The organism is Arcicella sp., assembly GCF_964672035.1.
Map to the genome: position 1 here is coordinate 105,631 of NZ_CBABQS010000002.1, position 17,694 is coordinate 123,324.

The window sequence follows — 17,694 nt, forward strand, 5'->3', positions numbered from 1 at the left end:
TTATTTTTGAACATAAGATACCTAATATCGTAGTCGTTTTCCTAACTGGTTTATTTCAATATTCAATTTTCTTAAAATAAATAAAACTAAAATTGACAAACTGCCACCGCAATTTTAGAGTCTGCTGTTCCGTAATATAAGAAATATTTTTTCTTGAAATATACCAATCCTTCAATAAAAACGACTTGATTCACTTGTCCAGTTAATTCATAAGGTTTTTCTGGCTTCATAAAATTTTCGTCTGTTCTTCCAATTACCTTCGATGGGTCATTCATGTCCATCAAAATTTGCCCTGCACTATACGCATCGGGAGGTAAACCCGCAAAGCCGTTTTCATGCAAATTCATTGAATTATAAAGCAATAATATTCCTTTTTTCGTGATGATGGCTGGCGGTCCAGATTCCACTAAACGGCTATCAAATTTATCTGGTCTGGCACCAAAAATGGGTTTGGGCTTGCCCATTTTATCTTCCACGATTTCCCAATTAATCAAATCCTTTGAGGTTGCCAAGAAAATACTGGTATCACCAAAATACATCCAATATTTTCCGTTGACCTTGGTGGCAATTAATCTCGAACCAACTCTACGACAAATAATTGCCCCCGATTTCGACCATAAATCTTTGTATTTCTCTTGTTGAAATGCCAAGCCCTGCTTTTTCCATTTCTGAAGATTAGTGGAGGTTGCCACGCATAAACGAGCAGTCTTGCCATCGTAAGTCGTGTAGGTTACAATATATTTTCCTTCGTTAGTTTCCACGATTCGAGGGTCTTCGCAACCGCCCGCCCATTCGTAAGGCTTCATGAAATCATTTTCTGGAAAAAGAACAGGTTTTGCTTGTCTTTTGAAGTGAATCCCGTCGGAACTCACCGCCAAGCCAATGCGAGAAGTACCATCCACCGATTTCAACGTATCCTCCGCCCGATAAAGCAAATACACCTTTCCGTTGCGAACCACCGCCGCAGGATTATAAACATCCTTTGCCTCCCAATGAACAGGTTGTTTACTAACGGGACAATTGAACACCGTATTTTTAATGGGCAATAAAATTGGATTGTCGGCATCCTGTTTCACAAAAGGCGTTAATGTCCAAGAAGGTTGTTGTGCGAAACCAGTCGATACGCCAAGTAAAATTTGGACGAATGTTGATAGAAGAGTTAATTTGAAGTACATCAGGATTTGTTTTTTTATTTTTAATTATTTGTTAATTCTTTAGAAATAATAGCAACTAAAGAAATCAAATAAAGAAACTGATTCAAAATTTTTGTTTAATTTTAATCTAAAATTATTAGATGGGCTTTCTGATGAATCTTATTTTTTTAATTCATTAGTCATAGAATAAGGGAAATCACTTTGATTGATACCTTTCGTTTTATTCGGTTTCGCCGACATCTTTAAATTCAATATTCCACCTTTCATGAGTTCTCCGTAGCTCAAAAAATTTTTCGAGTAGGCTACATTATTCAATTTCGCACTGGCAATGTAGATATTTTCTGTGCTATTTTCAGGTGCAATAATGCTGAAACTTTTGCCATTTTGTAAATTAATCGTGGCTTTTTTGAAGAGCGGAGAACCCAACACGTATTGGTCAGTGCCAGGTGCTACGGGATACATTCCCAAGGCCGAGAATACGTACCATGCGGAAGTTTGTCCATTGTCTTCATCGCCACAAAGTCCGTCTGGATTCGCTGAATAAAGCTTTTTCATAATATTTCTCACGTGATATTGACTTTTCCACGGCTGACCCGCATAATTATACAAGTACGGCATGTGCTGAATTGGCTGATTTCCGTGAGCGTATTGTCCCATATTCATCACTAACATTTCGGTAATTTCGTGAATTTGAATGCCATAATATGAGTAATCGAAAGTAGGTGGTGCGGTGAAAACGGAGTCTAATTTTGACACAAAATTTTGCTTACCACCCATTAAATCCATCAACCCTTGCACGTCGTGAAAAACGCACCAAGTCCAGTGCCAAGAACATCCTTCCGTAAAAGCATCTCCCCATTTATCAGGTCTGAAAGGTGTTTGAAAACTGCCATCTTTATTTTTTCCTCGAACAAAATTGATTGATTTGTCGAACACATTTCGGTAATTTTGCGCTCTCTTAGCGTATAAATCAATTTCACTTTGCGGTTTATTCAAGGACTTTGCGAGTTTCCAAATCGTAAAATCATCGTAAGCATATTCGAGCGTGCGAGCCGTATTTTCATTAATACCAACATCGTAAGGAACGTAGCCCAAATCGTTATAATATTTCGCTCCCAATCGTCCAACGGAACTTAATGGACCTTCATTTTTGGTATTTTTTGTGATGGCTTCGTATAGCGTTTCGATGTTATTTCTACCAACGCCTTTCAAATACGCATCCGAAATAATGGAAGCCGAATTTGAACCAACCATACAATCTCTGTGTCCTGGACTTGCCCATTCTGGTAACCAACCACCTTCTTTGTAGGTATTGGCTAAACCTTCCATAATTTGGCTGTTCATTTCGGGAAACATCAAGTTAAATAATGGAAAAACCGCTCTGAATGTATCCCAGAAGCCATTATCCGTAAACATAAAGCCCGAGGCAATTTTCCCATTATACGGACTATAATGGACAATTTTATTGTCTTTATCTATTTCGTAAAATTTTCTTGGGAACAACATCGTATGGTACAAGGCCGAATAAAATGTTCTTAATTCATCCGTAGAACCGCCTTCAACTTTAATTCTGTTCAATTGGGTATTCCAAGCATTGGCTCCTTTTGCGACAAGTTGGTCAAAATTTTGATTGCCAATTTCGTTCTGCAAATTTAATTCTGCCTGTTCTGGACTGATAAATGACGACGCAATTTTTAAATTCACTTGTTCATCCGTTTTCGTTTTGAAGCGAATAATGCTGCCCGCATGTTTGCTTTCAACTTCCAAAACATTAGGTTGAATTTCGCCATCTTTCACGCCAAAAACCTCTTCAAATTCTTTATCGACGTAGATGACAAAATAGTTTTTGAAATTATCGGGAACTCCGCCAGATGAATTACGGGCATAACCAATGATTTTTCTTTCTTTCGGAAAAACCTTCACCATCGAATTTTTGAAGAATCCGTCGATGATTAAATACGCCTTATCCGTTTGTGGATACGTAATTCTAAATCTTGCGGCACGGTCGGTTGGCGTGATTTCAATGGTTGTGTTGTAGTCTGATAAGTAATTTCGGTAATAATTGGGTTTAGAAATTTCGGCCTTATGTGAAAACCAAGATTCCCGTTTATTTTCGTCAAAAACGAGTTTTTCGGTAGTCGCAAAAATAGAAAAAGCACCGTAATCGTTAATCCACGGAGACGGTTGGTGCGTTTGTTTGAACCCTCTCACTTTGTTGCTGGCGTATTGATAACACCAACCATCGCCCATTTTATTGGTTTGCGGTGTCCAGAAATTCATGCCCCAAGGCAAGGCAATAGCGGGATAAGTATTGCCGTTTGAAAACTCAAATCGAGAGTCAGTTCCCACCAAAGGATTAACATATTGCAAGAGATTTTCCTGCTTGGCAGTTTTTTGACTGAACCCAATGACAGAAAATAATAAGAGTAAAGAAGTGATTGTTTTTTTCATGATATGTTGGAGGAAGTTTTGAAAGGTAAATTTAGAATTTATTTGTAGTGTTTTTATCCTGTAAGGGTTTTAATAGAATAAAACTAAACGAAACGAAAAATCCATTCAACTATTGTCGAATGGATTTTTAACCTTATAGTTCATAGTTAGCGATTACACTACTTCCCTCAAACTCTCTAAATTCGCCTCCAAAATCATCTGAATATGCTCATCGGTCAAAGCCGTAGAAAGAAACATCGCTTCGTATTGAGAAGGAGCGAGGTAAATTCCCCGTTTTAACATCGCTTGGAAATATCTCCCGAATAATGCCGTATCAGAAGTTTTTGCGTCTTCAAAATTATTCACGGGTTTATCCGTAAAGAACAAAGTAAACATTGAACCCACGTGATTGAGCGTATAATTTAAGCCTAATTTTTCCATATTGGCTTTCATTCCGTTGGTCAAATTTGTGCCTAGTTCTTCCAAACGAGTATAAACTGAAGGCGTAGTATTCAAATGGTTTAACATTGCCAGACCTGCCGCCATTGCAATTGGATTGCCCGAAAGTGTGCCTGCTTGATAAACAGGTCCTGCAGGAGAAACGATGTCCATAATTTCTTTCTTTCCTCCGTAAGCACCCACTGGCATACCACCACCAATGATTTTCCCCATCGTGGTCATATCTGGAATCACGCCACAACGTTCTTGAAAACCGCCTTTTGCCAAACGGAAACCCGTCATTACTTCATCAAAAATCAATACGATTCCTTCTTCATCGCAAATTTTACGAAGTCCTTCCAAAAATCCTACTACGGGTTTTACTAAGCCCATATTTCCGACAACGGGTTCGAGAATGATACAAGCAATTTGTCCTTTATTGGCATCAACTAAAGTCTGAACGGCCGCTAAATTATTGTATTGTGCGGTCAAAGTATCATTGGCAACACCTTTCGTAACGCCTGGACTATCGGGTTCGCCAAAAGTCATGGCTCCCGAACCAGCGGCAATCAAAAACGAGTCGCCATGACCGTGATAATTGCCTTCAAATTTTATCATTTTATCCCTTCCTGTATATCCACGAGCCACTCGCAAAGCTGACATGGTGGCTTCTGTTCCTGAATTTACCATGCGGACTTTTTCTACGGATGGCACAATTGAACAGATTAATTCTGCCATTTCTACTTCTCTGCGAGTTGGAGCGCCGAAAGAAAAACCGTCTTGAATAGCATCTGAAACGGCTTTTTCTACCAACTCGTGAGCGTGTCCCAAAATCATGGGACCCCAAGAATTAATTAATTCAATGTATGAATTACCATCTTCGTCGTGTAGATACGCTCCTTTGGCTGATTTAATAAAAATAGGATTTCCACCAACTGCACGGAAGGCACGAACGGGGGAGTTTACGCCTCCTGGAATAAAGTTTTTTGCTTTTTGAAAAAGTTGTTCTGAGTTTGTCATGAATAAAATGGAGGAAAGAAAGAATGGAGAAAGGGAGGAAGGTGTTGGAGTTAAAAAAGCAGTTGATAAAATAATTCCTGCATTCTTTCCTCCCTTCCTCCTAATTTTCCTTTCTCCTTCGCCTATCTCGCTAATACAAATTTATAATTCTGAAAAGTTGTTACTGGTAACACCTGATTATCTTGTGATTTGATGTAATTGAATCCCGAAAGAATGTACGTGTCTTTATAAGTATCCCGACTGTCTAATCCTCGGCGAATATTATTGCCATTTCTGCCTAAAATTCTACCCCAAAAAAGCGTTAAATCATATCCATGAAAGGCATAATAGGAAGGAATAATTCCATATTTGATTAAATAATCTTTTCTAAAACTATCCACTTCGGGCTTTTCTAAATCTATAAATTCTGGGTCGAGACAATAAACTTCTCTACCTGCAAGGGTTCCAATGCTCAAATTTGAGGAATTAAAAGCCTCCGCTGTGGTAACGAGAGGCGACATATAGTCCTTTTTATTCAAGGCTGTAATCATTGAAAGTCCCGCTTTTTTATCGGAAGTTGCCATGAAAATATGACTAACTTGGTTCAAGGGTAATTTTGAACCTATATCATCGGAATACGGTAGGATTTTTTCAAACTTAACAATCTCATAACCAAATTTTTGCATTTGTTGACGATAAGTTTCCGCCATCGTTGAATCATTGTATGAATCTGTATAGTAAATAGCCGTATTTCGACCCACAAAAGCTTGTTTTCTGACAAAATCAACGGCTTTTATCGCTTGCATTTCAGCCGAAGGTTGCGCCAAAAAAGAGAGAGTATATTCATCCAAAATTTTACGATTATTTGACATTGGATTCACAATCGGAATCTGAAATGTTTCGCAGTAGGCAGTGGCTACTTTATTGGTTTCAGTGTATAATGGGCCCACCAACAAATCCATTTTTTTGAAAGATTCGTTATTAACTAATTCCAACATATCGTCAGGATTATTAGCGACATCGTAAGTAAAAAGATTGATGGTAATTCCCTCCTTCAAAAGCGTCGATTTTGCCATTTTCATCCCTTGATAAATATCAATAGCGTACTGATTTTTTCGAGGTTTGTCTGGCTCAAGTGTTTCAATATCAAGGGGTAAAAGAATTCCTAAATTAAAATAGCCCTTCGATTGACTAACATTTGCAGATGGCGGATTTGATTGGGAAATATCGCTAACTTTATTTTTCTTTTCGGATAATACACTTTCATCAGGAAACCTTTTTATAAGGTCTTGTAAGGTTTTTTGAGTGGTAATTTCACCAATATAAAAAGATTTCATTTCTGCCAAATCATCTTGAAGGGATTCTGAATTAATAGATTTTGCTACCTCCAACGCTTCTCCATAATTTTTTTCTTCAAATGCGATATTGGCAAAAAGATAGTTAATTTCGTCTTTTTGACTCCAATTGGGATAAAGTGCTAATAAATTTCTTAAAGTTGTTTTTGCCTCGGAATATTTCTGCAATTTTGTAGAAGAAAGGGCATTAAAGTAAAACGAATAGGGAACAAGAAACGATTCAACACGATTGTTGCATATTGCTTCAAATTCTGATTGAGCTTTTTTAAATTCACCATTTTTATAAGTCTGAATTGCTTTTTTATGGGCTGATTCGTATTCAGAAGCATTTTTTTGAGCATTAATATTTTGAAAAATACTCAATAATAGTAAAGCAAGGATAAGTCTTTTGAGCATAATATTGTTTTTATATTCTGGTTTTTACAAAGATAAAAATAAGGATTTAGCTTTTAGAAGTTTCTTAGGAAAAATACCTCAACCAACTTCTCTTTAATGTAAAAAAGGGGTTTAATCATCAACAATTATGAATATCACTTGGTATCACAAACATTTTAAAAATCTCTTAACCACAGAATTGTATCAAATTCTGCAACTCCGAAATGAGGTTTTTATTGTTGAACAAAATTGTCCTTTTCAAGATTTGGATGATAAAGACTTTAAATGCTACCATTTGATGGGTTTCGATACGGATTCTCAAAAAGTGATGGCATACACTCGTATCGTGCCAGCGGGCGTATCGTATGAGGAAGCTTCTATTGGGCGAGTAGTTACTTCTCCATTAGCCAGGGGAAGTGGAATTGGCAAACAATTGATGCAGAAATCTATCGAACTTTTAGAAGAACTTTACGGAGGTGTTCCTATAAAAATTGGCGCTCAATTATACCTCAAAAAATATTATGAGTCTTTCGGTTTTGAGCAGCTTGATGAGGTTTATTTGGAGGATGGCATTGAACATATTTTGATGATTAGAAATTAAAAATAATAATGAATAAAACACAAATCCAAATCATCGCTAACTCGGTGGGCGTGATGACCCATCAAGTACAAAATACGATTAATCTATTTGACGAAGGCGGAACCGTTCCTTTTATTGCCCGATACCGAAAAGAAGCCACGGGAAGTCTTGATGAAGTACAAATTCTGGATATTAAAGAACTTTGGACGAAACTGAAAGAGGCCGATAAGCGTCGGGAGGGAATTATTAAATCTATTGAAGAACAAGGCAAAATGACGCCTATTTTATTGGAAAAACTCACTAATGCCTTTCATCTCCAAGAATTGGAAGACCTTTATTTACCGTATAAACAAAAGCGTAAAACTCGTGCGAGCATTGCCATCGAAAAAGGTTTAGAACCTTTGGCGAAGTTGATTTTTGAGCAAAAAGAAAATAGCGTTCTCAAAAAAGCAGAGTCGTTTTTGAATGATAAAGTTGCCAATGTTCAAGAGGCTTTACAAGGAGCCAGAGATATTATGGCGGAATGGGTAAACGAAAATATGGATGCCAGAATTGCCGTCCGTAAAGTCTTTGACCGTGAAGCAATTGTGTATGCAAAAGTGAAGAAAAACAAGGAAGAGGAGGGGGCAAAATACCGTGATTATTTCGATTTTAATGAGCCGTTGAAAAAAGTGCCTTCGCACCGACTTTTGGCAATACGTAGAGGGGAAGAAGAAGGCTTTTTATCGGTAACTATTTCGCCCGAAGAGGACAACGCTTTGGGTGCTTTGGATAGAATTTTCTTGCGTGGATTACCCGAAGCAAAGGAACAAGTTGAACTTGCCATTACCGATTCTTATAAACGTTTGATGAAGCCATCAATCGAAAATGAATTTGCGGGATTGTCGAAAGGGAAAGCGGATAACGAGGCCATCAGAATTTTTGCCCAGAACCTTCGTCAGTTATTGTTGGCTTCTCCTTTGGGACAAAAAAAGGTGCTTGCCATCGACCCAGGTTATCGGACAGGGTGTAAAACGGTGGTTTTGGATGCTCAAGGAAATCTATTGGCGGATACGGTTATTTATCCATTCGATAAGCCTTCAGAGGCTCAGGACAAGGTTTTGGCGTTGTCCGAAAAATATCAAATTGAAGCGGTGGCGATTGGAAATGGCACGGCTGGACGTGAAACGGAGGATTTTGTGAAGAAACTTCCGTTCAAGAAAATCCCACAAATTTTTGCCGTCTCGGAACAAGGTGCATCCATTTATTCGGCTTCAACGATTGCTCGTGAGGAGTTTCCCGACAAAGATATTACGGTTCGTGGAGCCGTTTCAATTGGTCGTAGATTGATGGATCCTTTGGCTGAATTGGTGAAAATTGATGCAAAATCCATTGGCGTTGGGCAATATCAGCACGATGTTGAACAGAATTTGTTGAAAGATTCTTTGGATGCGGTGGTGGAAAGTTGCGTAAATGCAGTTGGGGTAAATCTCAATACGGCTTCTAAACATTTGTTAAGTTACGTGGCTGGTTTAGGCCCTGCCATTGCGGCAAATGTGGTGAAATTTCGGCAGGAAAATGGCGATTTTACTTCCCGAAGTCAAATTAAAAAAGTGGCCCGTTTGGGCGATAAAGCCTTTGAGCAATGTGCCGGATTTTTAAGGATTCACGAAGCGAAAAATCCCTTGGATAATTCGGCCGTTCACCCCGAAACCTATCCCGTCGTAGAACAAATGGCGAAGGATTTGAAATGTACCGTAAAGGATTTAATGAATCAACCAGAGTTGAGAAAACGCATTATTTTGAAAGATTATGTTACGCCAAAAATTGGTTTATTGACGCTCCAAGATATTATGAAGGAATTGGAAAAGCCTTCTCGTGACCCCAGAGAGCAATTAATTGCCTTTGAATTTGACCCGAATGTAAAGAAAGTGGAGGATTTATACCAAGGAATGATTTTGCCAGGAATTGTGACAAATATTACCGCTTTTGGTTGTTTTGTGGACGTTGGTGTGAAGCAAGATGGTTTGGTACATATTTCTCAATTAGCCAATCAATACGTTTCTGACCCCAATCAAGTGGTGAAATTACAACAACACGTGAAAGTGCGGGTGATGGAGGTTGATACTGCCAGAAAAAGGGTGGCGTTGAGTATGAAGGGTTTGTAATATTCACGACGAACTTAAACTTCCCGAAACAATATCCATTGCGGGTTTAAACTTTCGGGAAGTTTATCGAATATTTCTATATTTACTAAAAATCTAAATTCATCAACCAATGGAATTACTCGAAAAAATAGTTTTATCGGAAATTCAAATTCAGAAAATTGAACAAGGAGGTATCGTAACCATCGAAGCCACTTGGGATGAATTTATGGATTTTTTAGAAGAAACTATCTACAAAGCAGAATATAACAACGGAAAAATTATCATTATGGGTCTTGCATCAGCCATTCACGAATTTATTGTCAGTTATATGACCACACTTTTAGTAACTCACTATCAATTCAATGGATTTAATGTTTTTGGTAGTAATCTTGGCGTAAAAAATAGTGACAAGCAAGGCTTTTTTAATCCAGATGTAACTGTTGTAAAAGGGAAATTGGAGTTTTATAATCAGTCAAATGCTATTATTTTAAATCCATATTTAGTTGTTGAAGTGCTTTCAGAGGGGACTTATCAATATGATTTGAATGAAAAGCTGTACAAATACCAAAGTATGAAAAGCATTCACGAAGTAATTTTTGTGGATAGATTTGAGAAGGTTGTGATAAAATTTCAGAAAACAGAAAACCCCAAAGTGTGGACGGAAACAATTTATGACCATGAAAACCCCGAAATCCTAATTGATACGATGGATGTAAAATTGAATGATATTTTTGATAAAATTGATGCTTTTCTTTAGAATAAATTCACGCTAACTAACCTATGAATAAACCAAATCAGAATCTTGAAGTCTGGATGCGTGGCCCCATTGCAGGACTTGCTCCACTTTTGCAACCCGTCGCTCATGCCATTTTGCAGGCTCGTGAAGAAGTCAATTTGATGATGATAGATTTTCCCAATGAATTAATTTGGGAAAAACCAGCAGGTATTGCTTCGGTAGCCTTCCATTTGCAACACCTTTCTGGCGTGTTGGATAGGCTTTTCACGTACGCCAACAATCAATTATTGAACGAGGACCAATTGGAATTATTAGCCTTAGAATCGGATAATACGCAATATTTGACCGTGAAAGGTTTGCTGACTCGTTTCAATAATCAAGTAAATAAAGCCCTGACGCAATTGAAAAATATGGACGAAAAAATACTTTTAGAACCCCGTGGAATCGGCAGAAAACAAATTCCAACCAATCTATTAGGCTTACTTTTTCATGCGGCCGAACATACCCAACGCCACGTTGGACAGCTTTTCGTTACCGTCAGAATACTAAAAAATTCGTAAAATACAATTCAATCTTCAAAAAATCGTTTATCTTTGAATTGTAATTACTAATATCCTTACGATAAAAATTGTATGAAAGAACCCTCTCCCAATGCCCTTCATCGGGTACTGATACTTCTTTTACTGCTTATATTTTTAGATTCTTGTCGGCTTTTTCGTCGTCGAGAAATGGATAATTCTTCGGCTTCCACGAAAGCAGCTCCTTCAAAATCATATCAACGCAATTATAATTCAAAAACCATCAACGAAATGGTTTCTTTGGCACGTTCTTATACGGGTGTTCCCTACCGTTTGGGCGGAACAGACGGCAACGGAATGGATTGTTCGGGTTTACTTTATTGCGTTTACGGACAATATGGCTTCAAAATTCCAAGAATTTCATGGCAACAATCCGAAATAGGTAGAGAAATATCAGTTGATGAATTGCGTGCGGGCGATTGGGTATTTTTTGTGACGAACAAAGGAGGAACTTCATCAATCAATCACGCTGGAATGGTTACAGAATTTAAAAACGACAAAGAAGTTCTCTTCATTCACGCCTCCTCTTCCAAAGGGATTAAAGAAGATAATTTATTTAGTAAATATTGGATGAGTTGCTTTGCGAAGGCAACCCGACCTTTCTAATGGAGTGAATTAGTGATTGAGTGATTTGTGAAAATTTTCTCAAATCACTCTACCGCTAATTCACTCAATCACTCAAGTTGAATTTTATGCTCAAATGGCGTAATCCCTGTGAAATAAACGTGCATTCCTTCGGTTCTTAAAGTGCCAAAATGGGAGGTGAACATTTCGCCGTCCAATCCTCTACGTTTTGTAGGTTTAAAAATACCTCCGTCAATTTTAAAGGAATCTTTTCCAAAATTGTATTCTCCTGAACCACTCGCCAACGAATAATTATCGGCTGAATCTTCCAATTTCTTTAATCCCGAAAACCTTCCGCCATTGGAACGGATTATAAGTACATCGGAAGTCCACAACCAAAATTATTAATTGGTTGGACAAATACGATACGTTATGGTAATTTGGCACAGAAATGACATGATTCGCTTTGGCAAATACGAAGATGCTTACGGATTCAAAACCAATGCAGATGTAACTCGCAGAATTTTCCCAATTCCAACGGTAGCAATGACGTTGAATCCAGTTTTGACTTAAAATTCTGGTTATTAAGAATTTATAAGTATGATTTCTTGAGATTTTAAACATACAGCTTACCCAAATACTACAAATATTTAGATACGCTGTATGTTTGTTTAACATGACTTATTAAATATAGATAGGGCAAAAATTAAATGGATAAAGTGAGTAATAAGTTATTGAAAATCAGCGCTTTATCGAACATCTGAAAACTAACATCGAATCTCGAGCCTCCTAATTACCCATTCCCAACCCCACCACCAAAGCCCACATCATCACAAAACTTATTAACATTGAAAAGTTAACTAAAACGCCTGCCATTTTGGTATCATAGCCCAATTCATCCGAAAACGGTAATAATGTCATACCGATGGGTACAATTAGAATTATCAATAATACATGACGATAAAGCAGTTCAAAAGGAAGAGAATAATAGAAAATTACACCTAATAAAAGTCCCCAAAAATACCTGATTGCCAAGACATTAATCGTTTTTTTAAGGATATCTTTAGGTATTGAAAAATTTAGATAAATCCCCATAATTAGTAACACAATCACCTTATTACCCTTTGCCAAAACATCCAAAATATTCATGGCAATTTCAGGCATTTGAAAATGACTCAAATTGACAATGATACCCAAAATTACTGCTTGAAAAGGAACTAAAGTGGTAATTTTCCAGACCGCTTTTTTAATATTATCTTTTTTAGAATGAACCACATTCTGTTCCGACATAAAAGCCCCTGTGCCATACACCAAACCAAAAACGGCAAAGGCATTTCCTATATCAAACATGGCGGCGTAAACCATGCCTGCTTGCCCCCAAATTCCTTCAATGAGTGGATAAGCGAATAGCCCTAAATTGAAACCTCCACTGCCCATAATCAACATTGCCTTCATTTTTTGGGCTTGACTCTTGAAAAAATATCTTGCGGTTACCATCGTAAAAACCGAAAAGAAAAAAGCAATTACGGGTAATAAAAGTAAGTTTAATTCAAAATTCACCCGTACCATTGTCACAAATATCAAGGCTGGAAAGGTGCTGTGCATTAAAAATTTGGAAATAATTTTACCTTCTGACTCAGCAATAATATTTTTTATTTTTAATAAATAGCCTATCAAAATAATGGACAAAGCCATGACGAAAACGGTATTGGTTTGATTCATAAGAATAACATCTAAATAGTGATTTGCTATATTCTTACAAAATTAACGCATGAATCACCTTTAATTTATGAGGTTTGATTAATTTTGTGATAATTAGGGTATTCTTCAAGGAATCATACTATTTTCAACAAGTAAAAAACGATTAAATAATTATAAAAATGTCAAAGAAAGTTTTAATCATAGGTGCGGGTGGCGTAGGAAATGTAGTGGTGAAGAAATGCGCCATGAATCCTGATGTGTTTTCAGAAGTGGTGTTGGCAAGCCGCACCCTCCGTAAATGTGATGCGATTGCAGAAGAATGTGCAAAAATCGGTTTGCCGACGAAGGTTCAAACTGCGCAAGTTGATGCCGATAACGTACCTGAATTAGTAGTACTTATTAACAAAGTAAAGCCATTTATGATTATCAATGTGGCGCTACCCTACCAAGATTTAACCATTATGGATGCCTGTCTTGAAACAGGAATTCATTACATGGATACCGCCAATTATGAACCCAAAGATGTTGCCAAATTTGAATATTCGTGGCAATGGGCTTATCAGGAGCGTTTTAAAGCAGCTGGTTTAATGGCTCTTTTGGGTTGTGGTTTTGATCCAGGTGTTACCCAAGTTTATACCGCTTACGCCAATAAACACCATTTCGATGAAATGCATTATTTGGATATTATCGACTGTAATGCGGGCGACCATGGTAAAGCATTTGCTACTAATTTCAATCCAGAAATTAACATTCGGGAGATTACGCAAAAAGGTAAATACTGGGAAAATGGCGAATGGGTAGAAATTGAAGCGATGTCAATTCATAAACCCATTGATTATCCCGGCATTGGACCCAAAGAATCGTATGTTCTATACCACGAAGAATTAGAATCTTTGGTGAAAAACTTCCCAACCTTGAAACGGGCAAGATTCTGGATGACTTTCGGGCAACAATACATTACGCACTTAAATGTGTTGGAAAATGTAGGAATGACCTCTATCAAACCCATCAAATTTCAAGGCTTGGAGATTGTTCCTTTGGAATTTCTGAAAGCAGTTTTACCAGAACCAAGTTCATTAGGAGAAAACTATTCGGGCGAAACGTCAATTGGTTGTCAAATCAAAGGAATTAAAGACGGTGTAGATAAAACCTATTACGTTTGGAATAATTGCAAACACCAAGATTGTTGGAAAGAAGTTCAAGCACAGGGCGTAAGTTACACAACGGGTGTGCCAGCCATGATAGGAGCCATGATGATGATTACGGGTGAATGGATGAAGCCAGGCGTTTGGAATTGCGAAGATATGAATCCAGACCCATTTATGGCGATGTTGAACATTCACGGTTTGCCTTGGCATGAAATTGTGAACGGCACTCTTCCACATGAGTATTAAAATGAGGTAATCGGTTTTAAGGGTCTGGTTTTATGAATAAATAAACTCGTTTTCTACTTCTCGAAAGTTTTTTTACTTTCGAGAAGTTCTGACCCAAAGAGAACTTTCCGAAACTATACTTGTCGAAAGTTCTTTTTACTTTCGACAAGTTCGGACTCAATAGAACTTCCCGAAAGTGAAAGAACTTTCGGGAAGTTGGCACTCATAAACTTTCGGGAAGTTCAAATATACGTATTTTTACTAACCCCTAAAACCTTAAAATAAATGATAGATTTCAAACAAATACCATCTCCCTGTTACGTCTTAGAAGATAGGCTTTTACGTAAAAATTTAGAACTCCTAAAATACGTCCAACAACAAGCCAAAATCGAAATAATTTGTGCTTTGAAAGGGTTTTCAATGTTCTCTACTTTTCCAATGGTTCGCCAATATTTGGCAGGTTCAACGGCAAGTTCACTGCACGAAGCTCGTTTGGGTTTTGAAGAAATGGGAGCTAAGACTCATGTTTATTCTCCTGCTTATTTAGATTCTGAGTTTGATGAGTTATTAACCTATTCCAACCATGTTTCTTTCAATTCCTTAAATCAGTTCAGTAAATTTAAGGATAGAGCCATTGCGGGTGGCGTAAGTTGCGGACTCCGAATTAATCCTCAATATTCCGAGGTTGAAACGGATATGTATAATCCTTGCATTGCTGGTTCTCGTTTGGGTATCACCCGCAATCAGCTTAGCGATACTTTACCCGAAGGCATTGAAGGTTTGCATTCGCACACGCTCTGTGAAAATGATTCTTTTACCTTGGAAAGAACTTTACAAGCCATCGAAGAACGTTTCGGCAGTTTATTGAAGCAAGTCAGATGGTTAAATTTGGGTGGCGGACATTTAATCACTCGGGCCGATTACAATGTTGAACATTTAATTGGTGTGTTGCAAGGCTTGAAAACTCGTTACCCAAACCTGAAAATTATCATGGAACCAGGCTCGGCAGTCGGGTGGAGGACTGGCTATTTAACCTCAACGGTGTTGGATATTATTGATTCTCAGGGAATTAATGTGGCAATATTGGATATGAGTTTCGCCGCTCATTTACCCGATACTTTAGAAATGCCTTACAAACCAGTAATCTTAGGAGCATATCACGAACCAGTTGAAGGAAAACCAACGTATCGTTTTGGCGGAATGACTTGTTTGGCGGGAGATTTTTACGGAGATTATTCTTTCGATAAACCCTTAGAAATTGGCGATTCCATTGTTTTTGATGATATGATTCATTATACGATGGTAAAAACAACGACTTTCAACGGTGTAAATTTACCATCTATTGGTATTTGGCGAGAAGATGACACTTTCGATTTAGTGAAATCTTTTGGATATGAAAGTTTTAAAGACAGACTTAGTTAATTGATAATGGACAATTGACAATGAGATAGTCGACAGTAAATAGCTGACAATGGATAATTTAAAAAATTTAAGGGTTAGTAGATTCAAAATTATTGAATTTACTAACCCTTAACGTTTAATTGTCCATTATCAATTTTTAATTAGCAATTGATATTAATAGCCAGGATTCTGAGGGAATGCTGAAGCTCCACCTTCTGTTCTATCAATTTGTGATTGTGGAATTGGACGTAAATTATGCGTTTCTTTAATGGCTGATGCTTGTGGGTTATACGCTTTAACACGTTCAACCAATTTACCCCAACGTTTTAAATCCATCCATCTAATTTGCTCTCCAGCCAATTCTCTTCCTCTTTCGTCCATTAAGAAATCAAAAGTCATTTGTGCTGGGGTAATTTGCATGGCAGCAGTTTTTCCTGCGAATGCTGCACGTGTACGTACCATATTTACAGATGCAGTAGCGTCGGAAATTTTATTTTGAAATAATTGTGCCTCAGCCAACATCAAATAAGTATCCGCCAAACGGAATGCCAAGAAATCACGACTACCAGGCGCATACGTTTTGTCTTGACGAAGTGGATCCATAAACTTAACCAAGGTAGGGAAAAGTGCCTCAGTATAAGCACTTGGTACTAACACTTGGTAAGGTCTTTTAGCACGTTCCGCCAAAGACATTTCGTAACCTGGTATAAAAATCGTAGTATCGCCACTTTTGAAAGTTACTTTTGCTTTTGAGTTATCAAAGGCTGTATTATATGTTCCAGGAAGGTTTGACAACCAAGTATCTCTAAAACTTTTCTTGTAACGAGAATCATTTACTTTATCGGCAAAAAGAGTTTCAGTCAAGAATTTCGTAGGACGTAATCTTTTGAAAGGTCTATCATAGTTTACGTCACGTTGCATACCTGCTTGAACATCATATTGCATCCCAAAAAATAAGTGAAGGTTATTGCCAAAAGTGTTTCCATTTCCAGTATTGTCTAATGGAGCAGGAGCCGTATTTGTCAATGGATCTGAAGTATATTGTACTGCAAAAATTACTTCATCATTAATCTCTCCCGCACCTTGAACAAATACACTCGCAAAATCAGGCAATAATTTAAATCCGTAGTTATTAATTACGTTTGATGCGTAAGTGGCGGCTTTTGCATAGTCATCAGCCGCTTTGGCAGAAGACGTTGCTTTCGCTAAATATACACGTGCCAATAGATGTTCTGCCGCAGCTTTAGTTGCTCTACCATAATCAGAAGATGCTTTTTTGTTTTCTAAGTCAGCTAACGAACCTTCCAAATCAGCAATAATTGCTTTGTACATATCTGCCTCTGAAGCTCTTGTTGTTACTTTAGTAGGAACCAAAGTTTCGGTTAATCTTAAATCTACGCCACCCCATTGTTGTAATAAAAGGAAATAGTAGTGTCCTCGCAAAAACTTCATTTCAGCAACTCTTTGTTTTTTCAAAGCATCTGTAAGTCCAGTTGCACTTGGCGCTCTTTCAATAACGGCATTACAAGTATTAATTCCTCTGTATAATTCATCCCAAATTGATGCTAACCAATCCACTTGTGAATTTAATTGAGCATCATAGAAATGGAATCCTTTGTAACCACCATCCGCACCCGTTGCGTATAAATCTGTACCGAATTCAGTGACAGTTAAACCCATTTGAGTACCATAAAAACCTCTTAAACTTGCATAAGCTGAGTTAATAGCAGCATTGAAACCCGCTGGCGTATTAATGTAATCATTACTTACTCCTGAGATTACGGTTTCTTTAAGCGTATCTTCACAAGATTGACCGACCATCATGAAGGAAATCAAGGTGAATATTTTAAACGATTTTATATATGTTTTTTTCATTTTCTTATT

The 17,694-nt window shown here is 37.5% G+C and carries 15 protein-coding genes; 8 read left to right on the top strand and 7 right to left on the bottom strand.

Annotated features, from left to right (window positions below; all coding sequences use genetic code 11):
* Positions 1-86: 86 nt before the first annotated feature.
* From AC1W31_RS01085 to AC1W31_RS01100, 4 genes are all read right to left on the bottom strand, one after another.
* Positions 87-1,175, bottom strand: a complete 1,089-nt coding sequence (locus tag AC1W31_RS01085) for a glycoside hydrolase family 130 protein (RefSeq protein WP_481732542.1) — start codon at positions 1,173-1,175, stop codon at positions 87-89.
* A 138-nt stretch (positions 1,176-1,313) separates the two neighbouring features.
* Entirely contained in the window at positions 1,314-3,605 is a 2,292-nt protein-coding gene (locus tag AC1W31_RS01090) for a GH92 family glycosyl hydrolase (RefSeq protein ID WP_481732543.1), read from the bottom strand.
* Positions 3,606-3,758: 153 nt separating this feature from the next.
* Complete coding sequence (gene hemL / locus AC1W31_RS01095) at positions 3,759-5,042, bottom strand: glutamate-1-semialdehyde 2,1-aminomutase (protein ID WP_481732544.1); 1,284 nt, start codon at positions 5,040-5,042, stop codon at positions 3,759-3,761.
* Positions 5,043-5,164: 122 nt separating this feature from the next.
* Complete coding sequence (locus AC1W31_RS01100) at positions 5,165-6,772, bottom strand: ABC transporter substrate-binding protein (protein WP_481732545.1); 1,608 nt, start codon at positions 6,770-6,772, stop codon at positions 5,165-5,167.
* Between the two features lie 127 nt (positions 6,773-6,899).
* On the opposite strand from AC1W31_RS01100, the gene AC1W31_RS01105 reads away from it, so the two are divergent.
* From AC1W31_RS01105 to AC1W31_RS01125, 5 genes are all read left to right on the top strand, one after another.
* Positions 6,900-7,352, top strand: a complete 453-nt coding sequence (locus AC1W31_RS01105) for a GNAT family N-acetyltransferase (protein ID WP_481732546.1) — start codon at positions 6,900-6,902, stop codon at positions 7,350-7,352.
* Positions 7,353-7,360: 8 nt separating this feature from the next.
* A complete protein-coding gene (locus AC1W31_RS01110; protein WP_481732547.1) occupies positions 7,361-9,478 on the top strand; it encodes a Tex family protein in 2,118 nt (705 codons plus the stop codon).
* Between the two features lie 109 nt (positions 9,479-9,587).
* On the top strand, positions 9,588-10,214 hold the full coding sequence (locus tag AC1W31_RS01115; RefSeq protein WP_481732548.1) for a Uma2 family endonuclease: 627 nt from the start codon (positions 9,588-9,590) through the stop codon (positions 10,212-10,214).
* A gap of 23 nt (positions 10,215-10,237) precedes the next feature.
* Positions 10,238-10,753, top strand: coding sequence for a DinB family protein (locus AC1W31_RS01120; RefSeq protein ID WP_481732549.1), 516 nt, complete (start codon positions 10,238-10,240; stop codon positions 10,751-10,753).
* 72 nt (positions 10,754-10,825) lie between these two features.
* On the top strand, positions 10,826-11,377 hold the full coding sequence (locus AC1W31_RS01125; RefSeq protein ID WP_481732550.1) for a C40 family peptidase: 552 nt from the start codon (positions 10,826-10,828) through the stop codon (positions 11,375-11,377).
* A 68-nt stretch (positions 11,378-11,445) separates the two neighbouring features.
* On the opposite strand, the gene AC1W31_RS01130 is transcribed toward AC1W31_RS01125, so the two are convergent.
* A complete protein-coding gene (locus AC1W31_RS01130; protein WP_481732551.1) occupies positions 11,446-11,730 on the bottom strand; it encodes a hypothetical protein in 285 nt (94 codons plus the stop codon).
* Positions 11,731-11,767: 37 nt separating this feature from the next.
* On the opposite strand from AC1W31_RS01130, the gene AC1W31_RS01135 reads away from it, so the two are divergent.
* Positions 11,768-11,908: a hypothetical protein gene (locus AC1W31_RS01135; protein ID WP_481732552.1), complete on the top strand. Its 141-nt coding sequence runs from the start codon at positions 11,768-11,770 to the stop codon at positions 11,906-11,908.
* Positions 11,909-12,124: 216 nt separating this feature from the next.
* Here the strand turns inward: AC1W31_RS01135 and AC1W31_RS01140 are convergent, their stop codons facing one another.
* Positions 12,125-13,057: an AEC family transporter gene (locus AC1W31_RS01140; protein WP_481732553.1), complete on the bottom strand. Its 933-nt coding sequence runs from the start codon at positions 13,055-13,057 to the stop codon at positions 12,125-12,127.
* Positions 13,058-13,215: 158 nt separating this feature from the next.
* Here AC1W31_RS01140 and AC1W31_RS01145 point away from each other — a divergent pair, with 158 nt between their 5' ends.
* Together AC1W31_RS01145 and nspC are read left to right on the top strand one after the other, a co-directional pair.
* Positions 13,216-14,430 carry a saccharopine dehydrogenase family protein gene (locus tag AC1W31_RS01145; RefSeq protein ID WP_481732554.1) on the top strand — a complete coding sequence of 405 codons (1,215 nt, stop codon included), beginning with the start codon at positions 13,216-13,218 and terminating at the stop codon, positions 14,428-14,430.
* Between the two features lie 264 nt (positions 14,431-14,694).
* Entirely contained in the window at positions 14,695-15,831 is a 1,137-nt protein-coding gene (gene nspC / locus AC1W31_RS01150; RefSeq protein ID WP_481732555.1) for a carboxynorspermidine decarboxylase, read from the top strand.
* A gap of 153 nt (positions 15,832-15,984) precedes the next feature.
* Here nspC and AC1W31_RS01155 read toward each other — a convergent pair whose 3' ends face one another.
* On the bottom strand, positions 15,985-17,685 hold the full coding sequence (locus tag AC1W31_RS01155) for a RagB/SusD family nutrient uptake outer membrane protein (protein ID WP_481732556.1): 1,701 nt from the start codon (positions 17,683-17,685) through the stop codon (positions 15,985-15,987).
* Positions 17,686-17,694: the final 9 nt, after the last annotated feature.

Bases quoted from the DNA above. Each gene is read 5' to 3' on its own strand.
- hemL (WP_481732544.1), bottom strand. From the start codon at position 5,042: ATGACAAACTCAGAACAACTTTTTCAAAAAGCAAAAAACTTTATTCCA.
- AC1W31_RS01105 (WP_481732546.1), top strand. From the start codon at position 6,900: ATGAATATCACTTGGTATCACAAACATTTTAAAAATCTCTTAACCACA.
- AC1W31_RS01155 (WP_481732556.1), bottom strand. From the start codon at position 17,685: ATGAAAAAAACATATATAAAATCGTTTAAAATATTCACCTTGATTTCC.
- AC1W31_RS01140 (WP_481732553.1), bottom strand. From the start codon at position 13,057: ATGAATCAAACCAATACCGTTTTCGTCATGGCTTTGTCCATTATTTTG.
- nspC (WP_481732555.1), top strand. From the start codon at position 14,695: ATGATAGATTTCAAACAAATACCATCTCCCTGTTACGTCTTAGAAGAT.
- AC1W31_RS01135 (WP_481732552.1), top strand. From the start codon at position 11,768: ATGGTAATTTGGCACAGAAATGACATGATTCGCTTTGGCAAATACGAA.
- AC1W31_RS01125 (WP_481732550.1), top strand. From the start codon at position 10,826: ATGAAAGAACCCTCTCCCAATGCCCTTCATCGGGTACTGATACTTCTT.
- AC1W31_RS01085 (WP_481732542.1), bottom strand. From the start codon at position 1,175: ATGTACTTCAAATTAACTCTTCTATCAACATTCGTCCAAATTTTACTT.
- AC1W31_RS01110 (WP_481732547.1), top strand. From the start codon at position 7,361: ATGAATAAAACACAAATCCAAATCATCGCTAACTCGGTGGGCGTGATG.
- AC1W31_RS01145 (WP_481732554.1), top strand. From the start codon at position 13,216: ATGTCAAAGAAAGTTTTAATCATAGGTGCGGGTGGCGTAGGAAATGTA.
- AC1W31_RS01090 (WP_481732543.1), bottom strand. From the start codon at position 3,605: ATGAAAAAAACAATCACTTCTTTACTCTTATTATTTTCTGTCATTGGG.
- AC1W31_RS01100 (WP_481732545.1), bottom strand. From the start codon at position 6,772: ATGCTCAAAAGACTTATCCTTGCTTTACTATTATTGAGTATTTTTCAA.
- AC1W31_RS01115 (WP_481732548.1), top strand. From the start codon at position 9,588: ATGGAATTACTCGAAAAAATAGTTTTATCGGAAATTCAAATTCAGAAA.
- AC1W31_RS01120 (WP_481732549.1), top strand. From the start codon at position 10,238: ATGAATAAACCAAATCAGAATCTTGAAGTCTGGATGCGTGGCCCCATT.